The organism is Streptomyces sp. NPDC058257 (assembly GCF_042881845.1).
Classification (GTDB): Bacteria; Actinomycetota; Actinomycetes; order Streptomycetales; family Streptomycetaceae; genus Streptomyces.
In genome coordinates this window covers 140,446-166,465 of sequence record NZ_JBHVXJ010000016.1, presented here as the reverse complement: position 1 = coordinate 166,465, position 26,020 = coordinate 140,446, and the positions used below count along the sequence as shown (strand labels likewise).

Below are 26,020 nucleotides of genomic sequence, written 5' to 3'. Positions count from 1 at the left end.
CCCTCTCCCCCCCTGTCCCCGTTCCACGTACCGCGCAAGGAGGTCCCGTCATGACCGCTTCGACGAAGAACGTGTCGGTCGGCACCGTAGAGACCCGAGGGATCGAGCCGGTCCCCGACAGTGAGCGTCATGGCCATGCGGGCCAGATGTTCTGGACCTGGTTCGCCGCCAACATCTCGATCCTGGGGCTGCCGCTCGGCGCGACGCTCGTCGCCTTTCGCGGACTGAACATCTGGCAGGCCGCGCTGGTCGCGATCGTCGGCGCGTTCGGTTCGTTCGCGCTGGTGGGAGCGTTGAGCCTGGCGGGCAAGAGGGGCGGCGCACCCGCCCTCACGCTCTCCCGCGCGGTGTTCGGGCAGCGCGGCAACGCGGGCCCGACGCTGGTCTCCTGGCTGAGCCGGGTCGGCTGGGAGACGATCACGACGACCACGGCGGCGTACGCGCTGCTCGCCCTCCTCGGGGTGGCCTTCGGTGTCGACCAGAACTCCTTCCTGACCGTCCTGTGCCTGCTGGTGTTCATCACCTGCACGCTGTTGATCAGCGGCCTCGGGCACGCCACGATCATGTGGATCAACAAGTGGGCGACGGTCCTCTTCGGTGTCCTGAACCTGATCGTGATGGGCTTCCTGGTCGCGACCGTCGACTGGTCGAAGGTCCTCGAAACCCCGGCGGGCCCGAGCAGCGGTGTCATCGCGGGCATCGGCTTCATCGCCGCGGGCACGGGCATCGGCTGGGCCAACGCCGGCGCGGACTACGCCCGTTACCTCCCGCGTACGATCCCGGGGCGCCGCCTGGTCACCGCGTCCGCCTTCGGCGCGGGCATCCCGCTCGTGCTGCTCATCTCGCTGGGTTCCCTGCTCACGGCGGGCGACCCCTCGCTCGCCACCTCGTCCGACCCGGTCTCCGCGATCAACGCGATGCTGCCGTCCTGGATGGCGATCCCGTATCTGATCGCGGCCTTCGGCGGCCTGCTGATGTCGAACCACCTGTCGACGTACTCCGCGGGCCTCACCATGATCACGCTGGGTCTGCGGGTGCCGCGGGCCTGGGCCGTGGTCATCGACATCGTGCTGATGTTCCTCGGCGGCATCTACTTCATGCTGATCGCGGACGACTTCTACGGCCCGTTCTCCACCTTCCTCACGCTGCTCGCCGTGCCGATCTCCGCCTGGATCGGCGTGATCGCGGTCGACATGATGCGGGGCCGCGACTACGACTCCGACGCCCTGATGAACACCTCGCGGACCAGCGGCTACTGGTACACCGGCGGCTTCCGCCTGCCCGCCGTGCTCGCCTGGGTGGCGGCGATCGTGTCGGGGTTCCTCTTCACGACCGCCGGGACCGGCGCGGACGACGTGTGGTTCTCCGGGCCGCTCGCCGACACCTGGCCGGGCGTCAACGGCCTGGGCTGGGCGATCTCGATAGGGGTGGGCGCGGCGGTGTACGCCGTTTTCGGCCGACGCGGTCCGACGACAACCGCTGCTTCCTCCCCCGCACTTGAGGAGTCCGTCCGATGAACGCCACCCCATCGTCCTGCCCCCGCCTCGTCCTCGCGGGGAACGTCATCGCCGACCTCGTCATCGAGGTCCCCGCGCTGCCCGAGCGGGGCGGCGACGTGATCGGCTCCCGTACGGAGCTGTACGCGGGCGGCGGCTTCAACGCGCTGACGGCTGCGCGGCGCCTCGGGGCCGACGCGGTGTACGCGGGCCTTCACGGGACCGGCCCCTACGGGGATCTCGTCCGCCGCTCCCTCGCCGACGAGGGCATCGCGACCCTGCATCCGGTGCGTACGGACGGGGACACGGGGTTCTGTGTGGCGCTGGTCGACGCCGGGGGCGAGCGGACGTTCGTGACCAGCTTCGGGGTGGACGCGCGGATGACGGCGGCGGAGACCGCGGCGCTCACGGGAGCGCTGCGGCCCGGCGACACGGTGCAGCTGTCCGGGTACAGCCTCGTCATGGAGGTCAACGGCCCGCTGCTCTCCGCCTTCGCGGCGGCGCTGCCCGCTGACGTGCGTGTCTGCTTCGACCCCGGGCCGCTGGTCGCCGACATCCCCGCGTCCGTCCTGGATCCTGTCCTCGCCCGGACGGACTGGCTCAGCTGCAACGCCCGCGAAGCCCGTCTGATGAGCGGCCACACGGAGCCGCGGGCTGCCGCCACCGCCCTGCTCGGGCGGCTGGCGCCCGGGGCGGGGGTGCTCGTACGGGCCGACAAGGACGGGTGCTGGTTGGCCGCGCCGGGCTCGGACGGGGTGGTTCATGTGCCCGGCTTCGCTGTCGACGCGGTGGACAGCAATGGCGCGGGCGATGCCCATGTGGGGGCGTTCCTCGCCCTGTTGGGGCGGGGGCTCGATCCCCTGACGGCCGCGCGCGGCGCGAACGCGGCGGCGGCCTACGCGGTGACGCGGCGGGGGCCGGCTACGGCGCCGGGGGTTGCGGAGCTTGTGGCGTTTCTGGGGGATGATCCGCTGAGTGAGTCGCTGAGGTAGGGCACTTCTGCCTTCTGCTTCCCCGACCCCGCCCCTTCCCGAAAACCCGCTGGCGCGGGGACCTTGTCCTCAGTCGCCGGACGCGCTGAAGTTTTCAGCCCGTCCGGCGACTGAGGACATCTTGCACGGGGTCTGGGTCGGGGATGGATCAGTGCTCGTTCGATGCCAGGCGCAGCAGATGATCCGCCAACGCCTGCCCCCCGGTAGCCTCCCGGCTGATCAGCATCAGCGTGTCGTCCCCCGCGATGGTCCCGATGATGTCGTGCAGCTCCGCCTGATCGATCGCCGAGGCGAGGAACTGCGCGGCCCCCGGAGGCGTCCGCAGGACGACCAGGTTGGCCGAGGCCTCCGCGGAGATGAGGAGCTCCGCGGAGAGCCGCCGCATCCGTTCCTCCTTGGCGGACTCGCCAAGGGGCGCACGCGGAGTGCGGAAACCGCCCTCGCTCGGCACCGCGTAGATCAGATCGCCCTCGGCGTTGCGGATCTTCACGGCGTTCAGCTCGTCGAGGTCCCGCGAGAGCGTCGCCTGCGTGACCGTGAGGCCGTCGTCGGCGAGCAGCTTCGCCAGCTGGCTCTGGGAGCGCACGGGCTGCCGGTTGAGGATGTCCACGATCCGGCGGTGGCGTGCGGTGCGGGTCTGCGGCACGGCGGGCCCGGCGTGATCCGGGTGCTCCACGTGCTCGTTGCCTTGCGCCTGACTCATCGTCGTCTCATTCTCCGGATCGTCCGTCCCCGCCCGCCGCGGTGGCCCGGTCAAGCACGCCGGGCAGGGCCCGGAGGAACGCGTCCACCTCGTCGTCGCGCACGTTCAGCGGCGGCATCAGCCGTACGACGTCGGGGGCGGGCGTGTTGACCAGGAAGCCGGCATCCTGAGCCGCCTGCTGCGCCTGGGGCGCGAGCGGCTCGGTGAGCACGATACCCAGCAGCAGGCCCGCACCCCGGACATGGCCCACGAGGGGGTGTCCGAGTGACTCGATTCCGTCGCGCAGTTTCTCGCCCGCCCGCTTCACGTTCTCCAGGAGTCCGTCGGCCTCGATCGTGTCGAGCACCGCGAGTCCCGCGGCGCAGGCCACGGGGTTCCCGCCGAACGTCGTTCCGTGGTGACCGGGCTTGAGGAGCTCGGCCGCCGCGCCGAACGCGACGGTGGCGCCGAGCGGAAGGCCGCCGCCCAGGCCCTTCGCGAGCGTGACGACGTCGGGCTGCACGCCCTCGTGTGCGAGGTACTCGAACCAATGTCCGGTGCGGCCGACTCCGGTCTGCACCTCGTCGAGGACGAGGAGGGTTCCGGTGGCCGCTGTGATCTCCCGGGCCGCCTTCAGATAGCCCGCGGGCGGCACGACGACGCCGTTCTCGCCCTGGATGGGCTCGATGACGACGAAGGCGGTCTCTTCGGTGACCGCCGCGCGCAGGGCCTCGGCGTCGCCGTACGGAACGTGCGTGACGTCGCCCGGCAGCGGCAGGAACGGCTCCTGCTTGCCGGGCTGGCCGGTGAGCGCGAGCGCCCCCATGGTCCTGCCGTGGAAGCCGCCGTCCGTGGCGACCATGTGCGAACGCCCGGTCAGGCGGCCGATCTTGAAGGCGCCTTCGTTGGCCTCCGCGCCGGAGTTGCAGAAGTACACCCGGCCCGCGCGCCCGAAGAGCTGGAGCAGCCGTTCGGCGAGCGCGACCGGCGGCTCGGCGATGAAGAGGTTCGACACATGGCCGAGCGACGCGATCTGGGTGCTGACCGCCTCGACGATCGCCGGGTGGGCGTGACCGAGCGCGTTGACCGCGATGCCGCCGACGAAGTCGACGTACTCCTTTCCGTCGGCGTCCCACAGCTTGCTGCCCGCGCCGCGGACGAGCGGCAGCCTGGGGGTGCCGTAATTGTCCATCAGCGCGTCCTGCCAGCGCTGGGTCAGCTCCTCGTTGCCGGTCATGCCGCCGCCCCCTCTGTCCGGTTGTCGGGCGCGTCCGGCACGACCATCGTGCCGATGCCCTCGTCGGTGAAGATCTCGAGCAGGATCGAGTGCTGGACCCGTCCGTCGATCACGCGGGCCGTCTCGACGCCGTTGCGTACGGCGTGCAGACAGCCCTCCATCTTGGGGACCATGCCGCTGGCCAGCTCGGGAAGGAGCTTCTCCAGTTCCTTCGCGGTCAGGCGGCTGATCACCTCGTCGCTGTGGGGCCAGTCCTCGTAGAGGCCCTCGACGTCCGTGAGGACCATGAGGGTTTCGGCATCAAGGGCCGCAGCGAGTGCCGCAGCCGCCGTATCAGCATTGACGTTGTAGACATGTCCGTCGTCCTGGGAACGGGCGATCGAGGAGACGACCGGGATGCGGCCGTCCGCGAGCAGGGCCTCGATGGCGCCTGTGTCGATCTCGGTGATCTCGCCGACCCGGCCGATGTCGACCAACTCGCCCTCGATGCGGGGCTGGTGCTTGGTGGCGGTGATGGTGTGCGCGTCCTCGCCGGTGAGGCCGACGGCGAGCGGGCCGTGCTGGTTGAGCAGGCCGACGAGCTCACGCTGGACCTGTCCCGCCAGAACCATGCGTACGACGTCCATGGCGTCCTCGGTCGTGACCCGCAGGCCCGCCTTGAACTCGCTGACGATGCCGTGCCGGTCGAGCGCCGCGCTGATCTGCGGTCCGCCGCCGTGCACGACGACGGGCCGCAGGCCCGCGTGGTGCAGGAAGACGACATCCTGGGCGAAGGCGGCCTTCAGTTCCTCGTCGATCATGGCGTTGCCGCCGAACTTGATGACGACGGTCTTGCCGCGGTGCCTGGTCAGCCAGGGCAGCGCCTCGATGAGGATCTGCGCCTTGGGGAGCGCGGTGTGCTTGCGCGCCGTCGGATTGCCGCTCGTGTCGCTGGTCGTGTTGCCGCTCATGAGGAGTACGCGCTGTTCTCGTGGACGTAGTCGGCGGTGAGGTCGTTGGCCCAGATCACGACGGGATCGGCGGTGCCGGCCGCCAGATCCGCGGTGATCTTGACTTCCCGGTAGCGCATGTCGACGAGGTCGCGGTCCTCGCCCACGCTGCCGTTCTTGCAGACCCAGACGCCGTTGATGGCGACGTTCAGCCGGTCGGGCTCGAAGGCGGCCTTCGTCGTGCCGATGGCGGAGAGCACCCGGCCCCAGTTGGGGTCCTCGCCGTGGATGGCGCACTTGAGGAGGTTGTTACGGGCGATGGAGCGGCCCACCTCCACGGCGTCGTCCTCGGAAGCGGCGTTGACGACCTCGATCCGGATGTCCTTGCTCGCGCCCTCGGCGTCGCCGATGAGCTGGCGGGCGAGGTCGTCACAGACGGTGCGGACGGCCTCGGCGAACTCGGCGTACTCCGGGGTGACTTGAGACGCGCCGGAGGCGAGAAGCAGCACCGTGTCGTTCGTCGACATGCAGCCGTCGGAGTCGACCCGGTCGAAGGTGACCTTCGTGGCGTCCCGCAGCGCCTTGTCCAGGACACCGGCTTCGAGGTCGGCGTCCGTGGTGAGGACGACGAGCATCGTGGCGAGCCCGGGGGCGAGCATGCCCGCGCCCTTCGCCATGCCGCCGACCGTCCAGCCGCCCTGGGTGACCACGGCCGTCTTGTGCACGCTGTCGGTTGTCTTGATGGCGATGGCGGCCTTCTCGCCGCCGTGCGCGGAGAGTTCACCGGCCGCGCTCTCGACACCCGGCAGGAGTCTGTCCATGGGGAGCGTGACGCCGATGAGCCCCGTCGACGCCACGGCGACCTCGCCCGCGTTCAGGTCAAGCGTCTCGGCGACCTTCTCCGCGGTCGCGTGCGTGTCCTGGAAGCCCCGCGGCCCCGTACAGGCGTTGGCGCCACCGGAGTTGAGGACGACGGCCGAGACGAGCCCGCCCTTGACCACCTGCTCCGACCAGAGGACGGGGGCGGCCTTGACGCGGTTGGAGGTGAAGACGCCCGCGGCGGCCAGGCGGGGCCCGGTGTTGACCACGAGGGCCAGGTCCGGGTTGCCGTTCTCCTTGATCCCGGCGGCGATGCCCGCCGCCGTGAATCCCTGCGCTGCCGTGACGCTCACTGCATCTCCTTGTTCGCTTCTCCGCCCACGCAGCGCACAGGCGCGTGAACCGTTGCCGTCTGCGGCCCGGCGGCTGCGTGTGCGACGCTCACGGAGCCACTCCGACCGCGGTGAGACCGAGCTCCTCAGGGAGCCCGAGTGCGATGTTCATGCTCTGCACCGCGCCGCCCGCGGTGCCCTTGGCGAGGTTGTCGATGGCGCTGATCACGATGACGCGCCCCGCCGCCTCGTCGTACGCGACCTGGATCTGCACGGCGTTCGAGCCGTACACCGCGGCGGTCGCGGGCCACTGCCCCTCGGGGAGCAGGTGCACGAACGGTTCGTCGGCGAAGGCCTTCTCGTAGACCGCCCGCAAGGACTCCGCCGTGACGCCCTCCGTCGCCTTCGCGGTGCACGTGGCGAGGATGCCGCGCGGCATCGGGGCGAGGGTGGGCGTGAAGGAGACGGTGACGGGGGTGCCCGCGGCGGCGGAGAGGTTCTGGATCATCTCCGGGGTGTGCCGGTGCACACCGCCGACGCCGTACGGAGACATGGAGCCCATGACCTCGGAGCCGAGCAGGTGCGGCTTGGCCGACTTGCCCGCTCCCGAGGTCCCGGAGGCGGCGACGACGACCGCTTCGGCCTCGGCGAGCCCGGCGGCGTACGCGGGAAAGAGCGCGAGCGAGACGGCCGTCGGATAGCAGCCGGGCACCGCGATGCGCCTGGACCCTTCGAGGGCCGGACGGGCGCCCGGCAGTTCGGGCAGGCCGTAGGGCCAGGTCCCGGCGTGCTCGCTGCCGTAGAACTTCTCCCAGTCGGCCGCGTCCTTCAGCCGGAAGTCGGCGCCCATGTCGACGACGAGGACGTCCGGGCCGAGCTGCTCGGCGACGGCGGCGGACTGCCCGTGGGGCAGGGCGAGGAAGACGACGTCGTGACCGGCGAGGACCTCGGCGGCGGTCGGCTCCAGGACTCGGTCGGCGAGCGGCATCAGATGCGGCTGGAGCGCACCCAGGCGCCGGCCCGCGTTCGAGTTGCCGGTCAGGGCGCCGATCTCCACCTCGGGGTGGACGAGCAGCAGACGCAACAATTCACCGCCCGCGTACCCACTCGCTCCTGCCACTGCTGCACGTACCGCCATGGAACCCTCCTCTTGGAGAGCATGACTATACGCAAAGCCGCAGTTTTATGCAATGACGACCAGGGGCAGTCAGGATGGCTCGCGCAGCCGCAACAGGTACGTCGCGGTCAGCGCCACGGCACGGTCCTCGTCGTGCGTCAACTCCACCAGCGCACGCGATGTCCTCGCCCCCGGGATGCCCGCGAGCGCCTGGGTCAGCCGTCCGCGTGCGGGCGACCCGGTGGCGTCGTGGGCGAGGCGGCCGACGAGCCCGTTCGCGATCTGATCCGCCACCCCGGGATCGGCCACCCCGGGATCGGCCATCGCGGGATCCGCCACCCCGGGATCCGCCTGCGAGGCGCCGCTCGCCAGCACGCTCAGGACGTCGGCCGCGTCGGTGTCGTTCCTTCCCTCCGCGATCATGTCGATGAGCGTCGGGACCACATCGGCCGCGCCTCGTGCCCCGAGCGCCAGAGCCGCGTACCCCCGGACCACGGCGTCGGCGTTCCCGAGGGCGTCCCGCAGCCGCGCGGCGGCCTCGTCGCCGGGCAGCTCGGCGAGGGACTGAACGGCACGCTCCCGCACCTCGGCCACCGGTGATCCCAGGCCCCGCGCGAGCAGTGCCGGGCCGCCCTCGCCGCCCGACCGCGCAAGGGCCCAGCGAAGGGCCCCGGCCACGTTCGGCTCCGTCTCACCGAGTGCCGCCTCGACCAGGGCCTCCACCGGCACCGGAACCTCGTCGGCCGAGGAGAGGGCCGCGCGCTGGCGGGCATCGGGACTCTTCGAGCCGAGGGCCTGGAGCAGCGCGACGACCTGGAGGACGTCCTCCCATCCCGCGGGGTCCGCGGCATCGATCCGGCGCAGCCGCGTGAGCAGCTCGGTCTCGGCCGCGACGCGTTCGCGCGTCCGGAGGATGAGGTCGTCGACGAGCGCCGAGGGGGTGAAGCCGGGTTCGTCGAGCGCACGCCCGATCTCACGCAGCGAAAGACCCAGCGACCGCAGGCTCTCGACATGGAAGATCCGCCGGATGTCCTGCCCGGAGTACTCCCGATAGCCGGAGCCCGTACGGCCTGAAGGCCGCACCAGGCCGAGCGACTCGTAATGCCGGAGCATGCGGGCACTGACCCCGGACCGTCGCGCCACCTCACCGATCAACACGTTCCGTCGTCCCTCCTCCCGTCCTATCGTCCCCCCTGACCGGATCCGCCGAGGGCCACCACGCGTTTCGCCTCCTCGATCGCGAACTCGAATCCGGCGTCCGGGTCGCGCAGCAGCTGTTCCGTGGCGAGCGCGTGCGTGCGCACGTCCGGGTCAGGGGCCGTCGTCGCGGCACGCAGGGCGGGCACGATCACGTCCCCCAGCGCGACCAGCGCCCGGCTGAGACTCAGCTGCGTCTCCCGCTCACCGCGCCCGAGCTGCGTCGCCAGGACCGTGGCCAACGCGGGCTCCTCGCCCTCCGGTACGAGCACGACCGCGGCCCGCCAGGCGCTGCGGGCCACCTCGTCGTCGGTGTCGGACAGCAGCGTCCGGGTGATGGCCGGCCACGCCCGCCGGTCCCCGATCTTGGACAGCGTGTGCAGCGCCTGACTCCGGGCCTGCGGACGCTCCGAGCGGACCTCGCGGATCAGGCCCGGCAGCGTCATGGACACCGGATGGCGGGTGAGCGCCCAGGTCAGCGTGTCACGGACGAAGAACTCGGGCTCGATCGCGCATCGGTCGACGAGCTTGTCGACGAAGCGCGGGTCGGGCGCCGTGCCGACCGCCAGAGCGGCTCGCAGTCGCACCGACGAACGGCCGTCCTCAAGCGCGTGAAGTACCCGTAGCGCGTCCGCGTCCTGCGTTGTGGTCGTCATCGAGACCACCTCCTCGGCGAGCAGTGAAGACCTTGTCACCGTGTCAAGGTCAAACAGGGCGAACTGCAGCCGCACGTCGCACGATGAGTCTGTGCGGGAAACCGATGAGTTTCTGCGGGAGGAAGGGTCAGTACAGGCAGCAGGCAAGACAGACAGACACGCGCTCCGCCGACGACAGGAGAAAGCCATGCCCCGGATCACGCCCACCCTCTGGTTCGACACGCAGGGCGAGGACGCCGCCGAGTTCTACGTCTCGGTCTTCCCGAACTCGAAGATCACCAATATCTCCCGCTACGGCGACGCCGGGCCCCGGCCCGCCGGGACCGTGCTGACCGTCGAGTTCGAGCTCGACGGCCGGGCGTACCTGGCGCTCAACGGCGGCCCCCAGTTCACCTTCGACGAGGCGATCTCCTTCACGATCGACTGCGCCGACCAGGAAGAGGTCGACCACTACTGGACGAAGCTCTCCGAGGGCGGCGAGGAAGGCCCGTGCGGCTGGCTCAAGGACAAGTTCGGGCTCTCCTGGCAGGTCGTCCCCTCCGCCATGGGCGAGCTCATGTCCGACCCCGACCAAGGGCGGGCACAGCGCGCCATGGCGGCCATGCTCGGCATGAAGAAGCTCGACGTGGCGGCGCTCTACGCGGCGGCGGACGGGAAGTGATTGCCTCAACGCCCGAGTGACCGCCTCAACGCCCGGCCGAATGGCTTGACTTGGAGTCGACTCCAACTCCTAAGGTCGGAGCCGTCCGCCCCGAACAGGGGCAACGGCTCCACCTGGAGGTACCGCCATGACCGGCATTCCCACCCGTCGTCTCGGAGAGCTGACCGTTTCCGCGCAGGGGCTCGGCTGCATGGGGATGAGTCACGCGTACGGCGCCGCGGACGACGCGCAGTCGATCGCGACGATCCACCGCGCCCTCGACCTCGGCGTCACCCTGCTCGACACCTCCGACTTCTACGGCGCGGGGCACAACGAAGAGCTGATCGGCCGCGCCCTTGCCGGGCGGCGCGAGCAGGCCGTCGTCGCGACAAAGTTCGGCTTCGCCAACCGGCTCGGTGAACCGCCGAGGATCAGGGGCGACGCCGCCTACGTACGCCAGGCGTGCGAGGCGTCGCTGCGGCGCCTCGGGACCGACCACATCGACCTGTACTACCTGCACCGGGTCGATCAGAACGTGCCGATCGAGGAGACCGTCGGCGCGCTGGCCGAGCTCGTCGAGGCCGGGAAGATACGCCACATCGGACTCTCCGAGGCGAGCGTGCGGACGATCCGGCGGGCGCACGCGGTGCATCCGGTCGCCGCGTTGCAGAGCGAGTGGTCGCTGTGGACGCGCGACCTGGAGGCGGAGACCGCGCCGGTCTGCCGGGAGCTCGGCATCGGCGTCGTGCCGTTCTCACCGCTCGGGCGCGGCTTCCTGACCGGCCGCTACACCTCCATCGACAGCCTCCAGGAAGGCGACATGCGGCGCGGGCAGCCGCGGTTCGCCGACGGGAACCTCGAACGGAACCTCTCCATCGTGGCCGCCCTGGACGCGCTCGCCGCCGAGAAGGGCGTCACCGCGGGGCAGCTGGCCCTGGCCTGGGTGCAGCACCGCGGCGACGACGTGGTGCCGATCCCGAGCACGCGCCGCGAGAAGTACCTCACGGAGAACCTGGGCGCGCTCGCCGTCGAGCTCTCCGCCGATGAGCTCGCGGCGATCGACGCGGTGGCCCCTGCCGGTACGGTCGCGGGGACCCGCTACGACGAGAACAGCCTCGCACTGGTGGACAAGTAGCCGACCAGTAGCCCGGCGAACGGCCGAAAGCGGCCTGCGGACAGCCCCGGGTAAAGTACGGAGCCATGAGCGACGCGTACTACGCGGTGCCGGACGTCCTCGCGTACCTGGCCGGTGAGTGGACGGTCGAGCGGACCGCACAGGACCTGGCCGGGAACGCGGAGGGGCACTTCACGGGCACGACGGTGTTCACGCGCCTCGACGACGACGGCGGCCTCCTGCACCGCGAGTCCGGCACCTTCGTCTGGCGGGGCACCGCCCGTCCCGCCGACCGTACCCTCCGCTTCCTGCCGGGCGACGCCCCGGCCACCGCGCACGTCCACTTCGCCGACGGCCGCCCCTTCCACGACCTGGACCTGCGCACCGGCAGGCACACCGCCGACCACCCGTGCGCGCTCGACCTCTACCGGGGCGAGTTCGAGGTGTACGACGAGGGACGCTGGCGGACGCGGTGGCGGGTCGCGGGACCCGCCAAGGACCTGATCCTCACGACCGCCTACACGCGGCGACGACCCCCGGGTCCCACCGACCGCCGTGACCGGTCGGCGTGAGCATCGACAGGGGATGGACGTCGATGTACCAGTACGTCGAGGGGATTTCACCCAGCGCGACGCGACCTCAGCCGGACGCGCCCCACACCTCGTCACACGCCGCCCGGAGCCTGCGCACCCCCTCGCCGATCTCCCCCACGCCCGCGACCGCCGCGAAGCTCAACCGCAGGTGGGCCGCCGGGGGTTCGGCCGCGAAGTACGCGCGGCCGGGGGCCACCGCGACGCCGGCGCGCAGGGCCGCGCCCACCAGGTCCGTCTCGTTCGTTCCGTCGGGCAGGCGCAGCCACAGGAGGTAACCGCCCGCGGGGATGTGCGGCAGGGCGAGTTCGGGCAGGCTCAACCGCAGGGCCGCAGCCATCGCGTCCCTGCGCTCCTTCAACTCGCCCGCCACGTTGCGCAGATGGCGCGGCCAGGCCGGGGAGCCGACCAGTTCGAGTGCCGCCTCCTGGAGCGGTCTCGGCACGAAGAAGTGGTCGACGACGTGGATCGCGCGCAGCCGCTCCAGGACCGGTCCGCGTGCGATGAGCGCGCTCACCCGGAAGCTCGGCGATGTGGCCTTGGTGAGCGAGCAGACGTGCACGACGACTCCGTCGGGGTCGTCGGACTGCAGCGGCCTGGGCAGCGGACCCGCGTCCTCGTGGACGAGGCGCCGTACGAAGTCGTCCTCGATGACGAAGGCCCCTGCCTCGCGTGCGATGCGCAGCACCTCGGGGCGGCGCTCCGCCGAGAGCACGGCCCCCGTCGGATTCTGGAAGAGCGGCTGGCAGACGAACACCCGCGCGCCCGTGGCCTTGAACGCCGCGGCGAGCAGGTCGGGACGTACGCCGTCCGTGTCCACCGGCACCGGCACGGGCCGCAGTCCCGCCGCGCGGGCGATCGCCAGCATGCCGGGGTAGGTCGGCGATTCGACAAGGACCGGCGTCCCGGGCGGGGCGAGCGCACGCAGCGCCGTGGTGAGCGCGCTCTGGCCGCCCGCGGTGATCAGCACCTCGGCGGCCGTGATCGCGCCGCCGACGCCCCGCGCGAACCACTCCCGCAGCTCGGGAAGCCCGTCGAGCGGCGGCCTCCCCCACGCGCCGGGCCGCCGTCCGGCACGGGCGAGGGCCGAGGCCATCGCGCGCTCGGGCTGCAGCGAAGGATGCAGATAGCCGCCGTTGAACTCGATGACGCCGGGCGACGGCGCCGCGAGCGTGACCACGACCCCGGAGGCGTCGACCGCGCGCGGCACAAGCTCGGTCGCCACGTCCGCGCTCAGGGACACCTCCTGCCACGAGGTGTCCCCCGCGGGCACGGCGGCGGCCTGCGGCTCGGCGCGGAAGACACCGGCGCCGGGCCGCGTGACGACCAAGCCCTCGGCGGCCAGCTGCCCCAGGGCCCGCGACACGGTCACCGGGCTCACCCGGAACCGGTCGACAAGGGCTCGACTCGATGGCAGCTTTCCACCTGGCGAGTAGCGGTCGAGCTCGTCCCGCAGTTTCTTTGCCAGCTCATCCACACTGCTACTCTCGTACATGACAGCACAGGATAGCGCTACTCGCCCCAGCCGGATAGCGGTCACGACGGTTACCGGCACGGTTGGCACGCCAGGCACGGGCGCGGGCGACAGCTCCCGCCGCAACGGCACCGTCATGGCCGCACTCGGCGTCATCGCCTTCTCGCTCACCTTCCCCTCGACCGCCTGGGGCCTGGAGGGCATCGGCCCCTGGTCGTTCGTGGCCCTGCGCGGCGTCCTGAGCGCGGTCATAGCGGGCGGCGCCCTGCTCGCCCTGCGCGTTCCGCCGCCCGCGCGCCGCCACTGGGCCGGGCTCGCGGTCGTCGGCGCCGGAGTCGTCATCGGCTTTCCGCTGCTCACCACGCTCGCCCTGCAGACCTCCACCACCGCCCATGCCGCCGTGGTCGTCGGCCTGCTGCCGCTGACGACCGCCGTGTTCTCGGCGCTGCGTACCGGGGCACGGCCCTCGCGGACGTTCTGGGTGGCGGCCCTCGCGGGCGCGGCCGCGGTGATCGCGTTCACCGTGCAGCAGAGCGGCGGCGCCCTGACGACCGCGGACCTCTACCTCTTCGGCGCGCTCCTCGTCTGCGCGGCCGGTTACACCGAGGGCGGCCGTCTGGCCCGCGAGATGCCGGGCTGGCAGGTCATCGGCTGGGCGCTCGTCCTGTGCCTGCCGCTCGCCTCGATCGGCGCGGCACTCGCCCTGCAGCACGAGACCTTCCAGCTCACCGGACACAGCACCGCCGGGCTCCTCTACTCCGCCATCGGCTCGCAGTTCCTCGGCCTGGTCGTCTGGTACCGGGGCATGGCGGCGATCGGCGTCCCCAAGGCCAGCCAGCTCCAGCTCGCGCAGCCGCTGCTCACCCTGGTCTGGTCGGTGTTCCTGCTCGGCGAGCACCTCACGCCCGCCGCACCGCTCACCGCCGCCGCCGTCCTCGTGTGCATCGCGGTCACCCAGCGGGCGCGCGGCTAGGGCCTCTCGCTACAGGGGCCGACGGCCAGGCCTCAGCTTCCGCCACCGGACGTAGACTTGCGGCCACGGACAGCAACCGCAGGGTGGGACGAGGAGGTCGCTCCAGATGCGTGCAACCGTAGGCGACGAGCTGGTGCTGCACGGCAGGACCGTCGGGCAGCACGACCGGATCGGGGAGGTCGTCGAGGTGCTCGGCGCGGACGGCGGCCCGCCGTACCGCGTCCGCTTCGAGGACGGTCACCAGACGCTGATGTCGCCGGGCCCCGACACAGTCGTACGACACCAGGACCCGGCTCAGTAGCTCCCGGCCCGGGAGCGGATCAGCGGGGCGGCTTGACCGGCTTCCGGTAGTGGTCGGCGACCACGCGCGCCATCGCACCGTTCTTGTCCACGCCCACCTCCTTCGCCGAGAAGTACACATGCCCGCGCACCTGCGGGAACCCCTTGGCGTACGTGAGGTGGCGGGACAGCTCCGCCGGGTCCTGCCAGGGCGCGGGCTGCGCCGGGTCGCCCGCCTTGTAGAGGGCCTCCCCCGCATAGAGCCGCACCCGTGTACCGCTGACGACGTCGGCCCACCACGGCAGCAGCTTGCCGTAGTCCGCGACGGTGAAGCCGATGTTCCAGTAGAGCTGAGGACAGATGTAGTCGAGCCAGCCCTTCTTGACCCAGCCGCGCGTGTCGGCGTGCAGGTTGTCATACGTCTGTACGCCCGCCTGGGTGTCCGAACCGAGCGGATCGGTCGAGGCGTTGCGCCAGACCCCGAACGGACTGATCCCGAACTGCACGTGCCCCCGTGCCTTCTTCACCCGCGTCGCCATCTCACGCACCAGGCGGTCGATGTTGTCGCGGCGCCAGGCGGCCCGGTCGGGGAAGCCGCCACCGTAGCGCGCGAAGGCGTCGTCGTCGTCGAAGACCTGCCCGGCGACGGGATACGGGTAGAAGTAGTCGTCCCAGTGCACGGCGTCGATGGCGTAGTGGCGGACGGCGTCGAGCATCGCGTCCTGGACGAAGCGCCGCACCTCGGGCAGGCCCGGGTTGTAGTACAGCTTCCCGCCGTACGGCACGACCCAGTCGGGGTGCAGCCGCGCGGGGTGCGTCGGGACGAGGCGTGAGGGGTCGGTGTGGTTGGCGATACGGAAGGGGTTGAACCAGGCGTGCAGTTCAAGACCCCTGCGGTGCGCCTCGGTCACGGCGGTGCCCAGCGGGTCCCAGCCGGGGTGCTTGCCCTGCACGCCGGTGAGACACTCCGCCCACGGCTCGTACGGCGAGGGCCACAACGCGTCGGCGGTGGGGCGCACTTGGAAGACCACTGCGTTCAGTCTGCGCCGGACGGCCGTATCGAGATGGCCGATCAGCTCGGCACGCTGCTGGGCCGCCGTGAGACCGGGCTTCGACGGCCAGTCCCGGTTGGCGACGGTCGCCAGCCACATGCCCCGCAGCTCACGGCGGGACGGCGCGCGCTCGGGACCGGCCGCGGCGTCCCCCGCCGCTGTGAGCCCCGCCACCATCGTGGCCGCCGCAATCGTGAACCCTCGGCGTGACATACGCCTCATCCGCTCGCCCCCTGGGCTGGTGAATCCGCAGTAACCGCGGCCTGTAGGGGACAGCATGCCCGACCCGCCACGTCACGCACCGGAGGTTCCGGAGTAACGTTCGCCGCTGGGGCAGACGCCGCAACCGTACGGGGGGCTGCCCGCCCGTTGATCAGCGAAAGGCACGAGGTGACCGACTCTATGCCCGACATTGAACGCGTCGGAGTAGTGGGCTGTGGCCAGATGGGCGCCGGGATCGCGGAGGTCTGCGCCCGCTCCGGACTCGATGTGAAGGTCGCCGAGACCACCGGCGAGGCCCTGGAGATCGGCCGCACCCGGCTCTACAACTCGCTCTCCAAGGCCGCCGAGCGCGGCAAGATCTCGGACGAGGAGCGCGACGAGACGCTCGCCCGTCTCAGCTTCACGACCGACCTCGGGGAGTTCTCCGACCGCGACCTCGTGATCGAGGCGGTCGTCGAGAACGAGGCGGTCAAGACCGAGATCTTCCAGGTGCTCGACCAGGTGGTGACCCGGCAGGACGCGATCCTCGCCTCCAACACCTCGTCCATCCCGCTGGTGAAGCTGGCCGTCGCGACGTCCCGCCCTGACGCGGTCATCGGCATCCACTTCTTCAACCCGGCCCCGGTGCAGCAGCTCGTGGAGCTGATCCCCGCGCTCACGACGTCCGAGGGGACGATCAGCCGCGCGCAGTCCATGGTCGAGAAGGTGCTCGGCAAGCACGCGATCCGCGCCCAGGACCGCTCGGGCTTCGTGGTCAACGCGCTGCTCATCCCGTATCTGCTCTCCGCGATCCGGATGTTCGAGTCGGGCATCGCGAGCCGCGAGGACATCGACAACGGCATGGAGCTCGGCTGCGCCCACCCGATGGGCCCGCTCAAGCTCGCCGACCTGATCGGCCTCGACACCGTCGCCTCGGTCGCGGACAGCATGTACGCCGAGTACAAGGAGCCGCTGTACGCCGCTCCCCCGCTGCTCCAGCGGATGGTGGACGCCGGCCGGCTGGGGCGCAAGTCCGGCTCGGGCTTCTATCCGTACGCCTGACAGGTACAGCTGATCCGTACGACTGGCTACGACTGGCACGGACGGCTGATACGTACGCCCGGTCCGGCTCACACCGGCACCCGGCACTTCGCACCGCACGCGGGCCCGGCACTCGATCGAGTGCCGGGCCCGCGGCGTTCACACACCGTGTGCGCGCTGGGCTCGCATATGCCCTTCGCACACTCTGTCGCCCTGGCCACCAGGCGAGTTGACTTTCTGTGCGCATCAGGGGGAAGACAGCTACAGAATGGAGCGGACTTGTGACCGCCGACCCCGAACCTCGCGTGGTCCCCGAAGAACTCGCCGAGTTACGCCGTAGCTTGGACGTGGGCCTCGCCCGCGTCGACGGACAGCTGGCGTTGCTCACCCAACACGACGAACAGAGCGTCAAGAACCAGGACGATCTGACCGTACGGATCGCCGCACTGGAACACACACGCTGGCCGCTGCCCGCCCTTCTCGCCCTGACGGCGGTCGGTGCGCTCGCCGTGGCGGTCTGGCAGGCCATCGGCCACTAGTGTGCGTCCTGGCCTAGTCGCAGGTGGTGCAGGAGAAGGAGCGCCGCCGCCATGTTGGCGGCCGGTACTTCACCCCGGCCCACCATGTCAGGGACGAGTTTGAGTGGGACCCACTCACGGCGGTCGGACTCGAAGTCGTCCTCGGGATGACCGATGTAGGTGCACTCATCGGACCAGTAGATGTGGTGCTTGGCGTCGGTGAGCCCATTGGACGGCTCGACACTCATCAGGTGTCGTAACGGGCCCGGCCGCCAGCCGGTCTCCTCCTCCATTTCCCGGGCGGCCGCGTACGCGATGTCCTCGCCGTCCTCGACGACGCCCGCGGCGAGTTCCCAGCCCCAGCTGTCGGTGATGAATCGGTGCCGCCACAGCAGAAGCACTTCGTTGGCCTCGTTGACGACGGTGGCCACGGCCACGGGCCGCAGCTTGATCAGGAAGTGATCGAGGTGCCGGCCGTCGGGCAACTCCACATCTGCCAGATTGACCGTGAACCATCGGTTTCCATACACAGTTTGTTCGCTTTGTTTCGTCCACTGCACGGTTCTGCCACCTTCCGCCGAGTAGATGGCAATATCGCAGCAGGAGGACGGTCAGAGCAGCGTGTGAACGGCCTGCGGGTTCAGTGCTCGCCGAGGGTCGTCACCGGCGTACGCGCGGTGCGCGTCACAGGGGCACGCGCAGCGCTCCGTCGATGAGTTCGGCCGCCTCGGCCGTGCCCGCGCAGTCGCTGCGCACCAGATGTTCCCGCACGGCCCGGAGCCGGTCGCGCAGCCGTTGGGACTCCATCCCCCGCGCCTGCTCCGCCATTTCCACCGCCGTGGCCACCGCCTCGTCGGTGTTCCCCTGGCGCAGTTCGATCTGGCTGAGCATGGCGAGCCGGTGGACCCGGCCCCGGTCATGCGCCGGTGTGTCCACCGCCGCGGCCGCGTGTTCGTACGCTCCCGTGAGGTCACCGAGACTGAGGAGTGCCTCCGCCACTTGTACGTTGACGAGTCCGGGCTGGACATAGCCGGTCTCGTCCGGCTCGCGTCCACGTCGGATGCGTTCCGCGGCGACCTCGGCACGCCGGATGCAGGACAGCGCGCTGCTGCCGTCGCCCAGGTGTGCGTACGACTTCGCCTGCATGGCGTAGAGGTCGGAGGCGAGGGCCGGGGTGAGATCGCGCCCCGCGGCGCGCAGCGCGGCCTCCGCGAAGGCGACCGCCTGGCGGTACTCGCGCATGTACAGCGACTGGTTGACCAGGAGCGCGATGACATAGGCGCCAAGGCCCCTGTCCCCGCTCGCCTTCGCCAGCCGCAGCGCCTGGTGGAAGTAGCGCTGGGCCAGGCCGTGCGCGTCCGAATCGTAGGCACAGATGCCCGCGATGGCCACCAACCCGCCGGTGGATCTGTGCAGTTGGCGCCCCGTCTCGTCCGTGTAGCTGCCGCGCAGCAGGGGCGCGGCCTCGGCGTTGAGGAAGCCGACGATACGGGTGCGGGTCGCGATGCCACCGGTCTTGCGGTACATCTGCTCGTAGTGGGCGCGGGCCGCACGCATCATGTCGATGTCGGCCGTGCTCACGGGGTGCCTGCCGCCGCGCGAGACATCCACGTCCTCGGGAGGGTTCTCCCACTCCCAGACGGGCATCACCGCGGGCGTTCCCGTGACGGCGGGCGCGCCGAGCAGGTGCGGTCGTTGCTGTTCGTCGGAGCGCCACAGCGCGGTGGCCCGCTCCACGAACCCGGACAGCGTCGAGGCCATGGAGCTGAACGCCGCGGCAGGCAGCCCCGGCACTCCGAGGCCGATGTCGTCCAGGGTGACGGTGCGCTGGAGTCGCCCCGCGAGGACTTCACAGATCAGGTCGGGCACCTGCCCGCGCGGTCGCTGGCCCTTCAACCACCTTGATACGGCGGTGTGTTCGTAACGCAGGGCGAGGCCTCGCCTCTTCCCTGCCTGATTGACGTGGGCAGCCAGGCCCGCGTGGGAGATTCCCGCTTCGTCGAGGATCGCGTCGAGCAGGGTATTGGGCTGCATGGAGGCCCTCCGGTGGCTCGGTACGGCCAGCGTAGTAGAGGTGACTTCACACGGGGTGTGAACGGAACGCCCGAATCCGGGGGGTGTGCGCTCTGCCGTCACCACTCCAGTCACGCTTGACTGAGATTCCTCACAAGGAGGCCGGCCGGGCCGCCGGCTCCCCCTCACACAGTGCGGCGGCCCTCACTGGCGCCGTCCGCCCCGCTGTCTGCCCGACATTCCCAAGGCGGGGACGGACGGCGCGCGGCCGGCGGAAGCCGACGGTGTGTCATGTCATGGTGTTTTCCCGGTGCACCGTCCCGCGCTGCTGCAGGGGCACCCGTCGCCGGTCGTTGCGCAGCACGAGCAGCGCGGCGTCGTCGGCCGGCAACCGCCGCGTGTGACGCAGGAGTTGGGCGTACACCAGGCGGATCACGGTCCGGGGCACGACCGGCGGGACCCGCGCCGCTTCGGTGAGCGCCGCCTGAAGCGGAAAGAACCGTCCGGCCGCGTCCCGTGCGTCCTCCATGCCGTCCGTGTGCAGCACGAGGGCCTCCCCCGCGAGGAGTGATCCGCAGTGCAGAACGGGCAGTTCGGCGGGGAGCGGGAAAGGGCCGAGTGGCGGCAGGGTCTCCCCGCCCACGACCGGCTCGGCGCGCCCGCTCAGGCGGTACGGCCAGGGGTGACCGCAGTTGAGCGCGGTCATCTGGCCGTCGGGGCCGATCTCCATCAGGAGTACGGTGACGAACTCCTCGACCACCGGACCTTCCGGAGCCGCGACCCCGCTCGCCGGATGCTCGGCCCGCGACCGCTCCCGCAGGTGCCGGCCCAGGGAGCGCTCCAGCTTTCTCAGGACGTGCGGCAGCTCGGGCTCCTCATGCGCCGCCTCCCGGAAGCTGCCGAGCACGGCGGCGGCCGTACCGATGGCGGTCAGGCCGTGCCCGCGCACGTCGCCCATGACGACGCGGACGCCGTGGTCGGTGGCCACCACCTCGTACAGATCGCCGCCGACGGAGGCGCCGCGCGACGCGGAGAGCTGCCCGGCCGCGACCGTGAGGCCATCGACGCGTGGCGGCAGCGGGCGCAGCAGGACGTTCTGTGCGGCGCCCGCGACCTCACGGAGCTGACGCAACTCCCGCAGCAGCATGGCGCGAGCGTGAAGGAGCAGACCGGCGCCGACCGTGAGGAACACCGCGCTGCTGACGATCCGCCCTTCGAGGCTCTCCTCCCGGGCGAGCGGGCAGACGAGTCTGTACGTGACGACGGCCGCTCCCCACACCACCGGAAGGCCGAGGTTGAGAACGCGCCGGATCCGCGGCGGGTCCACCCGGGGCACCTTCGTCCCGGCCCTCGCCCGGAGCCGGGTCCGGCTCCTCACTGGGAGCAGTGCCCGGCGGGAAGTTCCAGCCCTGATACCGATCATGCCGACGGCCCCCCTAAGGCCCTGCTCAGCGTGCAGACCGCGCACCGCGCGGATCACTGCCCGGCGGCCGGACCGATTCTGTCGACCGCATGAGCCGCTCGGAACAGAGAGGGCTTTCTTGCCACTCAAACGAGTGAAGGGCGCACCCGGAGGTCCGGATACGCCCTTCTTTGTGCCTCTTGTGCGCCTCTTGTGCGCCTGGTGGCGACTACTGGCGGTGACTATGCTCCGCGCAGCACCGCGCCCGTCCGCTCCGCCGCCAGGGCGACGGCCGCGTCACGGGCCGCGGAGGCCTCGTCGACGGTCAGCGTGCGGTCGGTGGCGCGGAAGCGCAGCGCGTACGCGAGCGACTTCTTGCCCGCACCGATCTGCTCGCCGGTGAAGACGTCGAACAGGCGGATGGACTCCAGGAGTTCACCCGCGCCCTCGCGCAGCGCCTTCTCGACCTCGGCGGACGGGACGCCCCCGTCGACGACGAGCGCGACATCCTGCGTGGCGACCGGGAAGGTGGAGATCTTCGGCCCCTGCGGGACACCGGCGCTCGCGTCCTCAAGACGGTCGAGGTCGAGCTCCATCGCGCAGGTGCGGGCGGGAAGACCGAGCGTCTTGACGACGCGCGGGTGCAGCTCGCCCGCGTATCCGATGACGTGCTCCGTGCTCGTGTCGCCGTCGGCGACCACGACGGCGAGCTCGGCGCACCGGCCCGGGTGCCACGGGCCGTACTGGCCCTGGCGCACGAGCAGTTCGGTGCCCGACTCGGCGGCCAGGGCACGCGCGGCCTGGACGGCGTCGGACCACTCGGCCGGACGGCCCTTGCCCCACCAGCCGGCCTGCTCGCGGGCGCCCGCCAGAACGACGGCGGCGTGTCGCGGCTGCACGGGGAGCGCCTCGGTCAGGGAGGCGATCTCCTCGGCCGTGGGACGGCGGTCGACGGGAAGGCGCACCGCGATCCGGGCCTCGTCGCGCGGCTGGAAGACAAGCCCCGTCTCGAAGAGAGCCAGGTCGTGGCTGCCGCGGCCTTCGTTGCGGCGCAGCGCGCCGAGCAGCCCCGGCAGCAGCGTCGTACGAAGAGCGGGCTCCTCGTCGGAGAGCGGGTTGACCAGCTTCACGACCCGGCGCTTGGGGTCACCGGGCTCAAGGCCCAGCTGGTCGAAGATCTGCTCGCCGATGAACGGGTAGTTCGGCGCCTCGACGAATCCGCTCCCGGCCAGCGCGCGGCCGATGCGGCGGTGCAGGCGCTGCCGGTCGGTCAGGCCGCGGCCCGCGGGGGGCTTGGGCAGCGTCGACGGGAGGTTCTCGTACCCCTCGAGCCGGATGACCTCTTCGGCGAGGTCGTTCGGCTCGGCGAGGTCGGGACGCCAGGAGGGCACGGTGACGGTCAGGGCGTCCTGGCCGTAGACGTCGCAGCCGACTTCCTGCAGGCGGCGGACGACGGTCTCGCGGCCGTAGGCCACACCGGCGACCTTGTCCGGGTGATCGGCGGGCATGCTGATCGTGTGGGGCGCCGAGGGCGCGATGACCTCGGTGACCCCGGCCTCGGCGGTGCCGCCCGCGAGCGCGACGAGCAGATCCACCGTGCGCTGCGCGGCGGCGGACGCGGCCTGCGGGTCGACGCCGCGCTCGAAGCGCTTGGCCGCCTCGGAGGGCAGCTTGTGGCGCCGGGCCGTGCGGGCGATGGAGATCGCGTCGAAGTGCGCGGCCTCGATGACCACGTCCGTGGTGCCCGCGGCCTCTTCGTGATCCGCGATCTCGGTGTTGGCGCCGCCCATGACGCCCGCGAGGCCGATCGGGCCGCGGTCGTCGGTGATGACCAGGTCCTCGGCGTCGAGGACACGCTTGGTGCCGTCGAGCGTCGTGAACTTCTCGCCCTGCTCGGCACGGCGGACGCCGATCGTGCCCTCGATGCGGGAGCGGTCGTAGGCGTGCAGGGGCTGGCCGAGCTCCAGCATCACGTAGTTCGTGATGTCGACGGCGAGCGAGATCGGGCGCATGCCCGCCTTCTGCAGGCGGCGCTGGAGCCAGATCGGCGAGCGGGCCTCGGGACGCAGCCCGGTGACCGTGCGCGCGGTGAAGCGGTCGCAGCCCATCGGGTCGGAGATCTTGACCGGGTAGCCGAGGGAGTTCGGCGCGGGTACGTCGAGGAGCGCCGGGTCGCGCAGCGGCAGGCCGTACGCGATGGCGGTCTCGCGGGCGACGCCGCGCATCGACAGGGCGTAGCCGCGGTCGGGCGTGACGGCGATGTCCAGGACCTCGTCGACCAGTTCGAGCAGCTTGATGGCGTCGGTGCCGACCTCGTGCTCGGGCGGCAGGACGATGATGCCGCCGCTTCCGTCGTCGCCCATGCCCAGCTCGTCGCCGGAGCAGATCATGCCGTGCGAGGTCTTGCCGTACGTCTTGCGGGCGGCGATCTTGAAGTCGCCGGGCAGGACGGCGCCGGGAAGCACGACGACGACCTTGTCGCCCTGCGTGAAGTTCCGTGCGCCGCAGACGATCTCCTGCGGCTCACCGGTGCCGTTGGCGGAGCCGACGTCGACGGTGCAGAAGCGGATGGGCTTCTTGAACTCCGTCAGTTCCTCGATGGTGAGGACCTTGCCGACGACGAGCGGCCCGGTGAGGCCCGCGCCGATCTGCTCGACGGTCTCGACCTCGAGGCCGACCTCGATCAGCTTGGCCTGTACGTCACGGCCGGTCTCGGTGGCGGGGAGATCGACGTACTCCCGCAGCCAGGAAAGCGGGACCCGCATCAGATCTCCATCCCGAAGGGCCGGGTGAACCGGACGTCACCCTCGACCATGTCTCGCATGTCTTCGACGTTGTGGCGGAACATCAGCATCCGTTCGATGCCGAACCCGAAGGCGAATCCGCTGTACTTCTTGGGGTCGACACCGCAGGCGGTGAGCACCTTCGGGTTGACCATGCCGCAGCCGCCGAGCTCGATCCAGCCCTCGCTGCCGCAGGTGCGGCAGGGGCGGTCGGGGTTGCCCACGGACTCGCCACGGCAGACGTAGCAGACCATGTCCATCTCGGCGGACGGCTCGGTGAACGGGAAGTAGTTCGGGCGCAGGCGCGTCTTCATGTCCGCGCCGAAGAGCGACTGGACCATGTGGTCCAGGGTGCCCTTGAGGTCGGCCATGGTCAGGCCCTCGTCCACGGCGAGCAGCTCGATCTGGTGGAAGACCGGGGTGTGCGTCGCGTCCAGCTCGTCCGTGCGGTACACACGGCCGGGGCAGACGATGTAGACGGGCGGCTCGCGGTCGAGCATCGCGCGGGCCTGCACGGGCGAGGTGTGCGTGCGCAGTACGACACCGGACTCGTCACCCGCTGTGTCCTTGGCGCCGTTCGGGCCCTGGACGAAGAACGTGTCCTGCATCTGGCGGGCCGGGTGGTCCGGGGTGAAGTTCAGGGCGTCGAAGTTGAACCACTCCGCCTCGACCTCGGGACCCTCCGCGATCTCGTAGCCCATGGCGACGAAGACGTCCGCCACGCGCTCCATGAACGTGGTCAGCGGGTGCCGGGCACCGGCCGGTACGCGGTCGTAGGGCAGCGTGACGTCCACTGCCTCCTCGACGAGCACCCGGGCGTCGCGCTCGGCCTCGAGCTCGCTCTGCCGGGCGGCGAGCGCCTTGCTGACCGCGCCGCGCGCCATGCCGACGCGCTTGCCGGCCTCGGCCTTGGCCTGCGGGGGCAGCGCGCCGATCTCGCGGTTGGCGAGGGACAGCGGCGAGGTGCCGCCGGTGTGCGCGACCTTGGCTTCCTGGAGCTGTTCGAGGTCGCCCGCGGCGGCGAAGGCGGCGAGCGCCTCGTCCCGCATGCGCTCGATCTCTTCAGGTTTCAGTGCCTCGACCTCAACAGGGTCGTACGACTTGTTCGGTGCCGACATCTCTTCCCGTGCTTCCGGTTGGCTGGTGATGGTCCCCGTCTACGACTCGGAGACGAATCGTCCACATAGGGGGACGCAAACGTGCCAAGGATCGAGTCTAACGGGGGTGGCGCAGGTGAATGAGCCCGCGGGCGACGCTCGGGCGGATCAGAAGCGATCGGCGCTGATCAGAGGTGACCAGGGAAGATCAGAGAAGATACGCGGGAGTGCTCACGGGCAACGTAAATCGGAACTGGGCGCCGCCACCGGGCGCGCGGCCGACGGTGATCGTCCCGCCGTGCGCCTCCACGATGCCCTTCACGATGTACAAGCCGAGTCCCGTCCCGCCGCGTTTGCTGCCCCGCCAGAAGCGGGTGAAGACACGGCCCATCGATTCCTCCGGAATACCGGCTCCCTCGTCGCTCACGGTCACGGCCGTTTCGGCCCCGCCCCGCTCACGCGGGGACGCCGAGGGTGCCACGTCGATGGTGACGGTTCCTTCGCCGTGCCGCACGGCATTTTCCAGCAGGTTGCTGAGCACCTGGTCGATCTTGTCGGGATCGGCCCAGAGGTCGGGCATCGGCTGCTGGACCCGGACGAGGAAGCGGTCCGCGTCCTGGCCCGAGGCGACATGGGCCTGGATGTGGCGGCCGACGGCGGCACCGATGTCGACGGGCTGACGGCGCAGTTCGAGCCGCCCGGAATCGATGCGCGAGATGTCGAGGAGCTCGGCGATGAGCCGGGTGACGCGGTCGGCGTCGGCGTCCACCGTCTCCAGCATCAGCTTCTTCTGGTCGTCGGTGAAGCGCTCCCACTTGGCGAGCAGCGTCGCGGTGAAGCCCTTCACGGAGGTGAGGGGCGAGCGGAGTTCGTGGGCGACGGTGGCGATCAGCTCCGCGTGGCTGCGCTCGGTGCGGCGGCGGGCCTCGGTGTCACGGATGCAGACGACGACGCGGCGGACGGGTCCGGTGGGCACGGTGCGCACATAGCGCGCGGAGACGAGGACCTCACGGCCGCCGGGGAGCAGCAGATTGCGCTCGGGCTGGGCGAAGCGGGTGGCCAGGCCGCCGTACGGATCGGTCAGCTGCCACCAGCGGCGGCCTTCGAGGTCCTCTAAAGGAAGGGCGCGCTCCAGCGGCGTGCCCAGGGCGTCGGCGGTGTGCACCGCGGTGATGCGCGCGGCCGCGGCGTTGAAGCAGATGACGTGCCCCGACTCGTCCGCTACGACGAGGCCGTCGGGCAGGTCGTCCGGGTCGAGGCCGAGCCCGCCGAGGTCACCGAGGGCGCCACGGTCCGCGCGAGTACGCAGGACGTCCCGTACTCCCGGTGATCCGCTCGTGCCGATGCTCATTCCCCGTACCCCACCTCTCGGACCGGCGCAGGAGG

Annotated in this window: 24 protein-coding genes; 9 read left to right on the top strand and 15 right to left on the bottom strand. The window is 71.0% G+C overall.

Features of this window, described 5'->3' with window-relative positions; genetic code table 11:
- Window positions 1-50 precede the first annotated feature (50 nt).
- Window positions 51-1,517: a purine-cytosine permease family protein gene (locus tag ACFVXC_RS31290; protein ID WP_389911992.1), complete on the top strand. Its 1,467-nt coding sequence runs from the start codon at window positions 51-53 to the stop codon at window positions 1,515-1,517.
- Window positions 1,514-2,488: a PfkB family carbohydrate kinase gene (locus tag ACFVXC_RS31285; RefSeq protein WP_389911990.1), complete on the top strand. Its 975-nt coding sequence runs from the start codon at window positions 1,514-1,516 to the stop codon at window positions 2,486-2,488. Before ACFVXC_RS31290 ends, ACFVXC_RS31285 begins: the two co-directional genes overlap by 4 nt.
- Before the next feature lie 148 nt (window positions 2,489-2,636).
- On the opposite strand, the gene ACFVXC_RS31280 is transcribed toward ACFVXC_RS31285, so the two are convergent.
- The 7 genes from ACFVXC_RS31280 to ACFVXC_RS31250 form a co-directional block, all read right to left on the bottom strand.
- Window positions 2,637-3,191: an arginine repressor gene (locus tag ACFVXC_RS31280; protein WP_389911987.1), complete on the bottom strand. Its 555-nt coding sequence runs from the start codon at window positions 3,189-3,191 to the stop codon at window positions 2,637-2,639.
- A gap of 7 nt (window positions 3,192-3,198) precedes the next feature.
- Window positions 3,199-4,407, bottom strand: coding sequence for an acetylornithine transaminase (locus ACFVXC_RS31275; RefSeq protein WP_389911984.1), 1,209 nt, complete (start codon window positions 4,405-4,407; stop codon window positions 3,199-3,201).
- Window positions 4,404-5,357, bottom strand: coding sequence for an acetylglutamate kinase (argB, locus tag ACFVXC_RS31270; protein WP_389911981.1), 954 nt, complete (start codon window positions 5,355-5,357; stop codon window positions 4,404-4,406). Before argB ends, ACFVXC_RS31275 begins: the two co-directional genes overlap by 4 nt.
- Window positions 5,354-6,508 (bottom strand): bifunctional glutamate N-acetyltransferase/amino-acid acetyltransferase ArgJ, encoded by a 1,155-nt coding sequence (gene argJ / locus ACFVXC_RS31265; protein ID WP_389911978.1) that lies wholly within the window; start codon window positions 6,506-6,508, stop codon window positions 5,354-5,356. The genes argB and argJ overlap by 4 nt, the downstream gene beginning before the upstream one ends.
- 88 nt (window positions 6,509-6,596) lie before the next feature.
- On the bottom strand, window positions 6,597-7,625 hold the full coding sequence (argC, locus tag ACFVXC_RS31260) for an N-acetyl-gamma-glutamyl-phosphate reductase (protein WP_389911975.1): 1,029 nt from the start codon (window positions 7,623-7,625) through the stop codon (window positions 6,597-6,599).
- A 69-nt stretch (window positions 7,626-7,694) separates the two neighbouring features.
- Window positions 7,695-8,762, bottom strand: a complete 1,068-nt coding sequence (locus tag ACFVXC_RS31255; protein WP_389911973.1) for a MerR family transcriptional regulator — start codon at window positions 8,760-8,762, stop codon at window positions 7,695-7,697.
- Window positions 8,763-8,785: 23 nt separating this feature from the next.
- Entirely contained in the window at window positions 8,786-9,457 is a 672-nt protein-coding gene (locus tag ACFVXC_RS31250) for a HEAT repeat domain-containing protein (protein ID WP_389911971.1), read from the bottom strand.
- 187 nt (window positions 9,458-9,644) lie between these two features.
- Between ACFVXC_RS31250 and ACFVXC_RS31245 the strand changes: the two genes are divergently transcribed.
- The 3 genes from ACFVXC_RS31245 (at window position 9,645) to ACFVXC_RS31235 (ending at window position 11,783) form a co-directional block, all read left to right on the top strand.
- A complete protein-coding gene (locus ACFVXC_RS31245; RefSeq protein WP_389911968.1) occupies window positions 9,645-10,118 on the top strand; it encodes a VOC family protein in 474 nt (157 codons plus the stop codon).
- Between the two features lie 127 nt (window positions 10,119-10,245).
- Window positions 10,246-11,232 (top strand): aldo/keto reductase, encoded by a 987-nt coding sequence (locus ACFVXC_RS31240; RefSeq protein ID WP_389911966.1) that lies wholly within the window; start codon window positions 10,246-10,248, stop codon window positions 11,230-11,232.
- Between the two features lie 65 nt (window positions 11,233-11,297).
- A complete protein-coding gene (locus ACFVXC_RS31235) occupies window positions 11,298-11,783 on the top strand; it encodes a DUF6314 family protein (protein ID WP_389911963.1) in 486 nt (161 codons plus the stop codon).
- Between the two features lie 67 nt (window positions 11,784-11,850).
- On the opposite strand, the gene ACFVXC_RS31230 is transcribed toward ACFVXC_RS31235, so the two are convergent.
- Window positions 11,851-13,296: a PLP-dependent aminotransferase family protein gene (locus ACFVXC_RS31230; RefSeq protein ID WP_389911960.1), complete on the bottom strand. Its 1,446-nt coding sequence runs from the start codon at window positions 13,294-13,296 to the stop codon at window positions 11,851-11,853.
- On the opposite strand from ACFVXC_RS31230, the gene ACFVXC_RS31225 reads away from it, so the two are divergent.
- Window positions 13,295-14,248 carry a DMT family transporter gene (locus ACFVXC_RS31225; protein ID WP_389911957.1) on the top strand — a complete coding sequence of 318 codons (954 nt, stop codon included), beginning with the start codon at window positions 13,295-13,297 and terminating at the stop codon, window positions 14,246-14,248. The genes ACFVXC_RS31230 and ACFVXC_RS31225 overlap by 2 nt on opposite strands.
- A gap of 106 nt (window positions 14,249-14,354) precedes the next feature.
- Window positions 14,355-14,549 carry a DUF1918 domain-containing protein gene (locus tag ACFVXC_RS31220; protein WP_389911954.1) on the top strand — a complete coding sequence of 65 codons (195 nt, stop codon included), beginning with the start codon at window positions 14,355-14,357 and terminating at the stop codon, window positions 14,547-14,549.
- A 19-nt stretch (window positions 14,550-14,568) separates the two neighbouring features.
- Here the strand turns inward: ACFVXC_RS31220 and ACFVXC_RS31215 are convergent, their stop codons facing one another.
- The gene (locus ACFVXC_RS31215; protein WP_389911951.1) at window positions 14,569-15,801 is read right to left on the bottom strand and encodes a glycoside hydrolase family 10 protein; all 1,233 of its coding nucleotides are present in this window, start codon (window positions 15,799-15,801) and stop codon (window positions 14,569-14,571) included.
- 180 nt (window positions 15,802-15,981) lie between these two features.
- Between ACFVXC_RS31215 and ACFVXC_RS31210 the strand changes: the two genes are divergently transcribed.
- On the top strand, window positions 15,982-16,842 hold the full coding sequence (locus tag ACFVXC_RS31210) for a 3-hydroxybutyryl-CoA dehydrogenase (protein ID WP_383271622.1): 861 nt from the start codon (window positions 15,982-15,984) through the stop codon (window positions 16,840-16,842).
- Window positions 16,843-17,102: 260 nt separating this feature from the next.
- Window positions 17,103-17,360 (top strand): hypothetical protein, encoded by a 258-nt coding sequence (locus ACFVXC_RS31205; RefSeq protein WP_389911948.1) that lies wholly within the window; start codon window positions 17,103-17,105, stop codon window positions 17,358-17,360.
- Here ACFVXC_RS31205 and ACFVXC_RS31200 read toward each other — a convergent pair.
- The 6 genes from ACFVXC_RS31200 to ACFVXC_RS31175 form a co-directional block, all read right to left on the bottom strand.
- Window positions 17,357-17,899: an NUDIX hydrolase gene (locus tag ACFVXC_RS31200; protein WP_389911945.1), complete on the bottom strand. Its 543-nt coding sequence runs from the start codon at window positions 17,897-17,899 to the stop codon at window positions 17,357-17,359. The genes ACFVXC_RS31205 and ACFVXC_RS31200 overlap by 4 nt on opposite strands.
- 124 nt (window positions 17,900-18,023) lie before the next feature.
- Window positions 18,024-19,373 carry a transcriptional regulator gene (locus ACFVXC_RS31195; RefSeq protein WP_389911942.1) on the bottom strand — a complete coding sequence of 450 codons (1,350 nt, stop codon included), beginning with the start codon at window positions 19,371-19,373 and terminating at the stop codon, window positions 18,024-18,026.
- Between the two features lie 268 nt (window positions 19,374-19,641).
- Window positions 19,642-20,688 carry a PP2C family protein-serine/threonine phosphatase gene (locus ACFVXC_RS31190; RefSeq protein ID WP_389911939.1) on the bottom strand — a complete coding sequence of 349 codons (1,047 nt, stop codon included), beginning with the start codon at window positions 20,686-20,688 and terminating at the stop codon, window positions 19,642-19,644.
- 308 nt (window positions 20,689-20,996) lie between these two features.
- Window positions 20,997-23,519, bottom strand: a complete 2,523-nt coding sequence (gene pheT, locus ACFVXC_RS31185) for a phenylalanine--tRNA ligase subunit beta (RefSeq protein WP_389911937.1) — start codon at window positions 23,517-23,519, stop codon at window positions 20,997-20,999.
- Window positions 23,519-24,655, bottom strand: coding sequence for a phenylalanine--tRNA ligase subunit alpha (gene pheS, locus ACFVXC_RS31180; protein ID WP_389911934.1), 1,137 nt, complete (start codon window positions 24,653-24,655; stop codon window positions 23,519-23,521). Before pheS ends, pheT begins: the two co-directional genes overlap by 1 nt.
- Window positions 24,656-24,842: 187 nt before the next feature.
- Window positions 24,843-25,985: an ATP-binding protein gene (locus tag ACFVXC_RS31175; protein WP_389911932.1), complete on the bottom strand. Its 1,143-nt coding sequence runs from the start codon at window positions 25,983-25,985 to the stop codon at window positions 24,843-24,845.
- Between the last annotated feature and the right edge of the window lie 35 nt (window positions 25,986-26,020).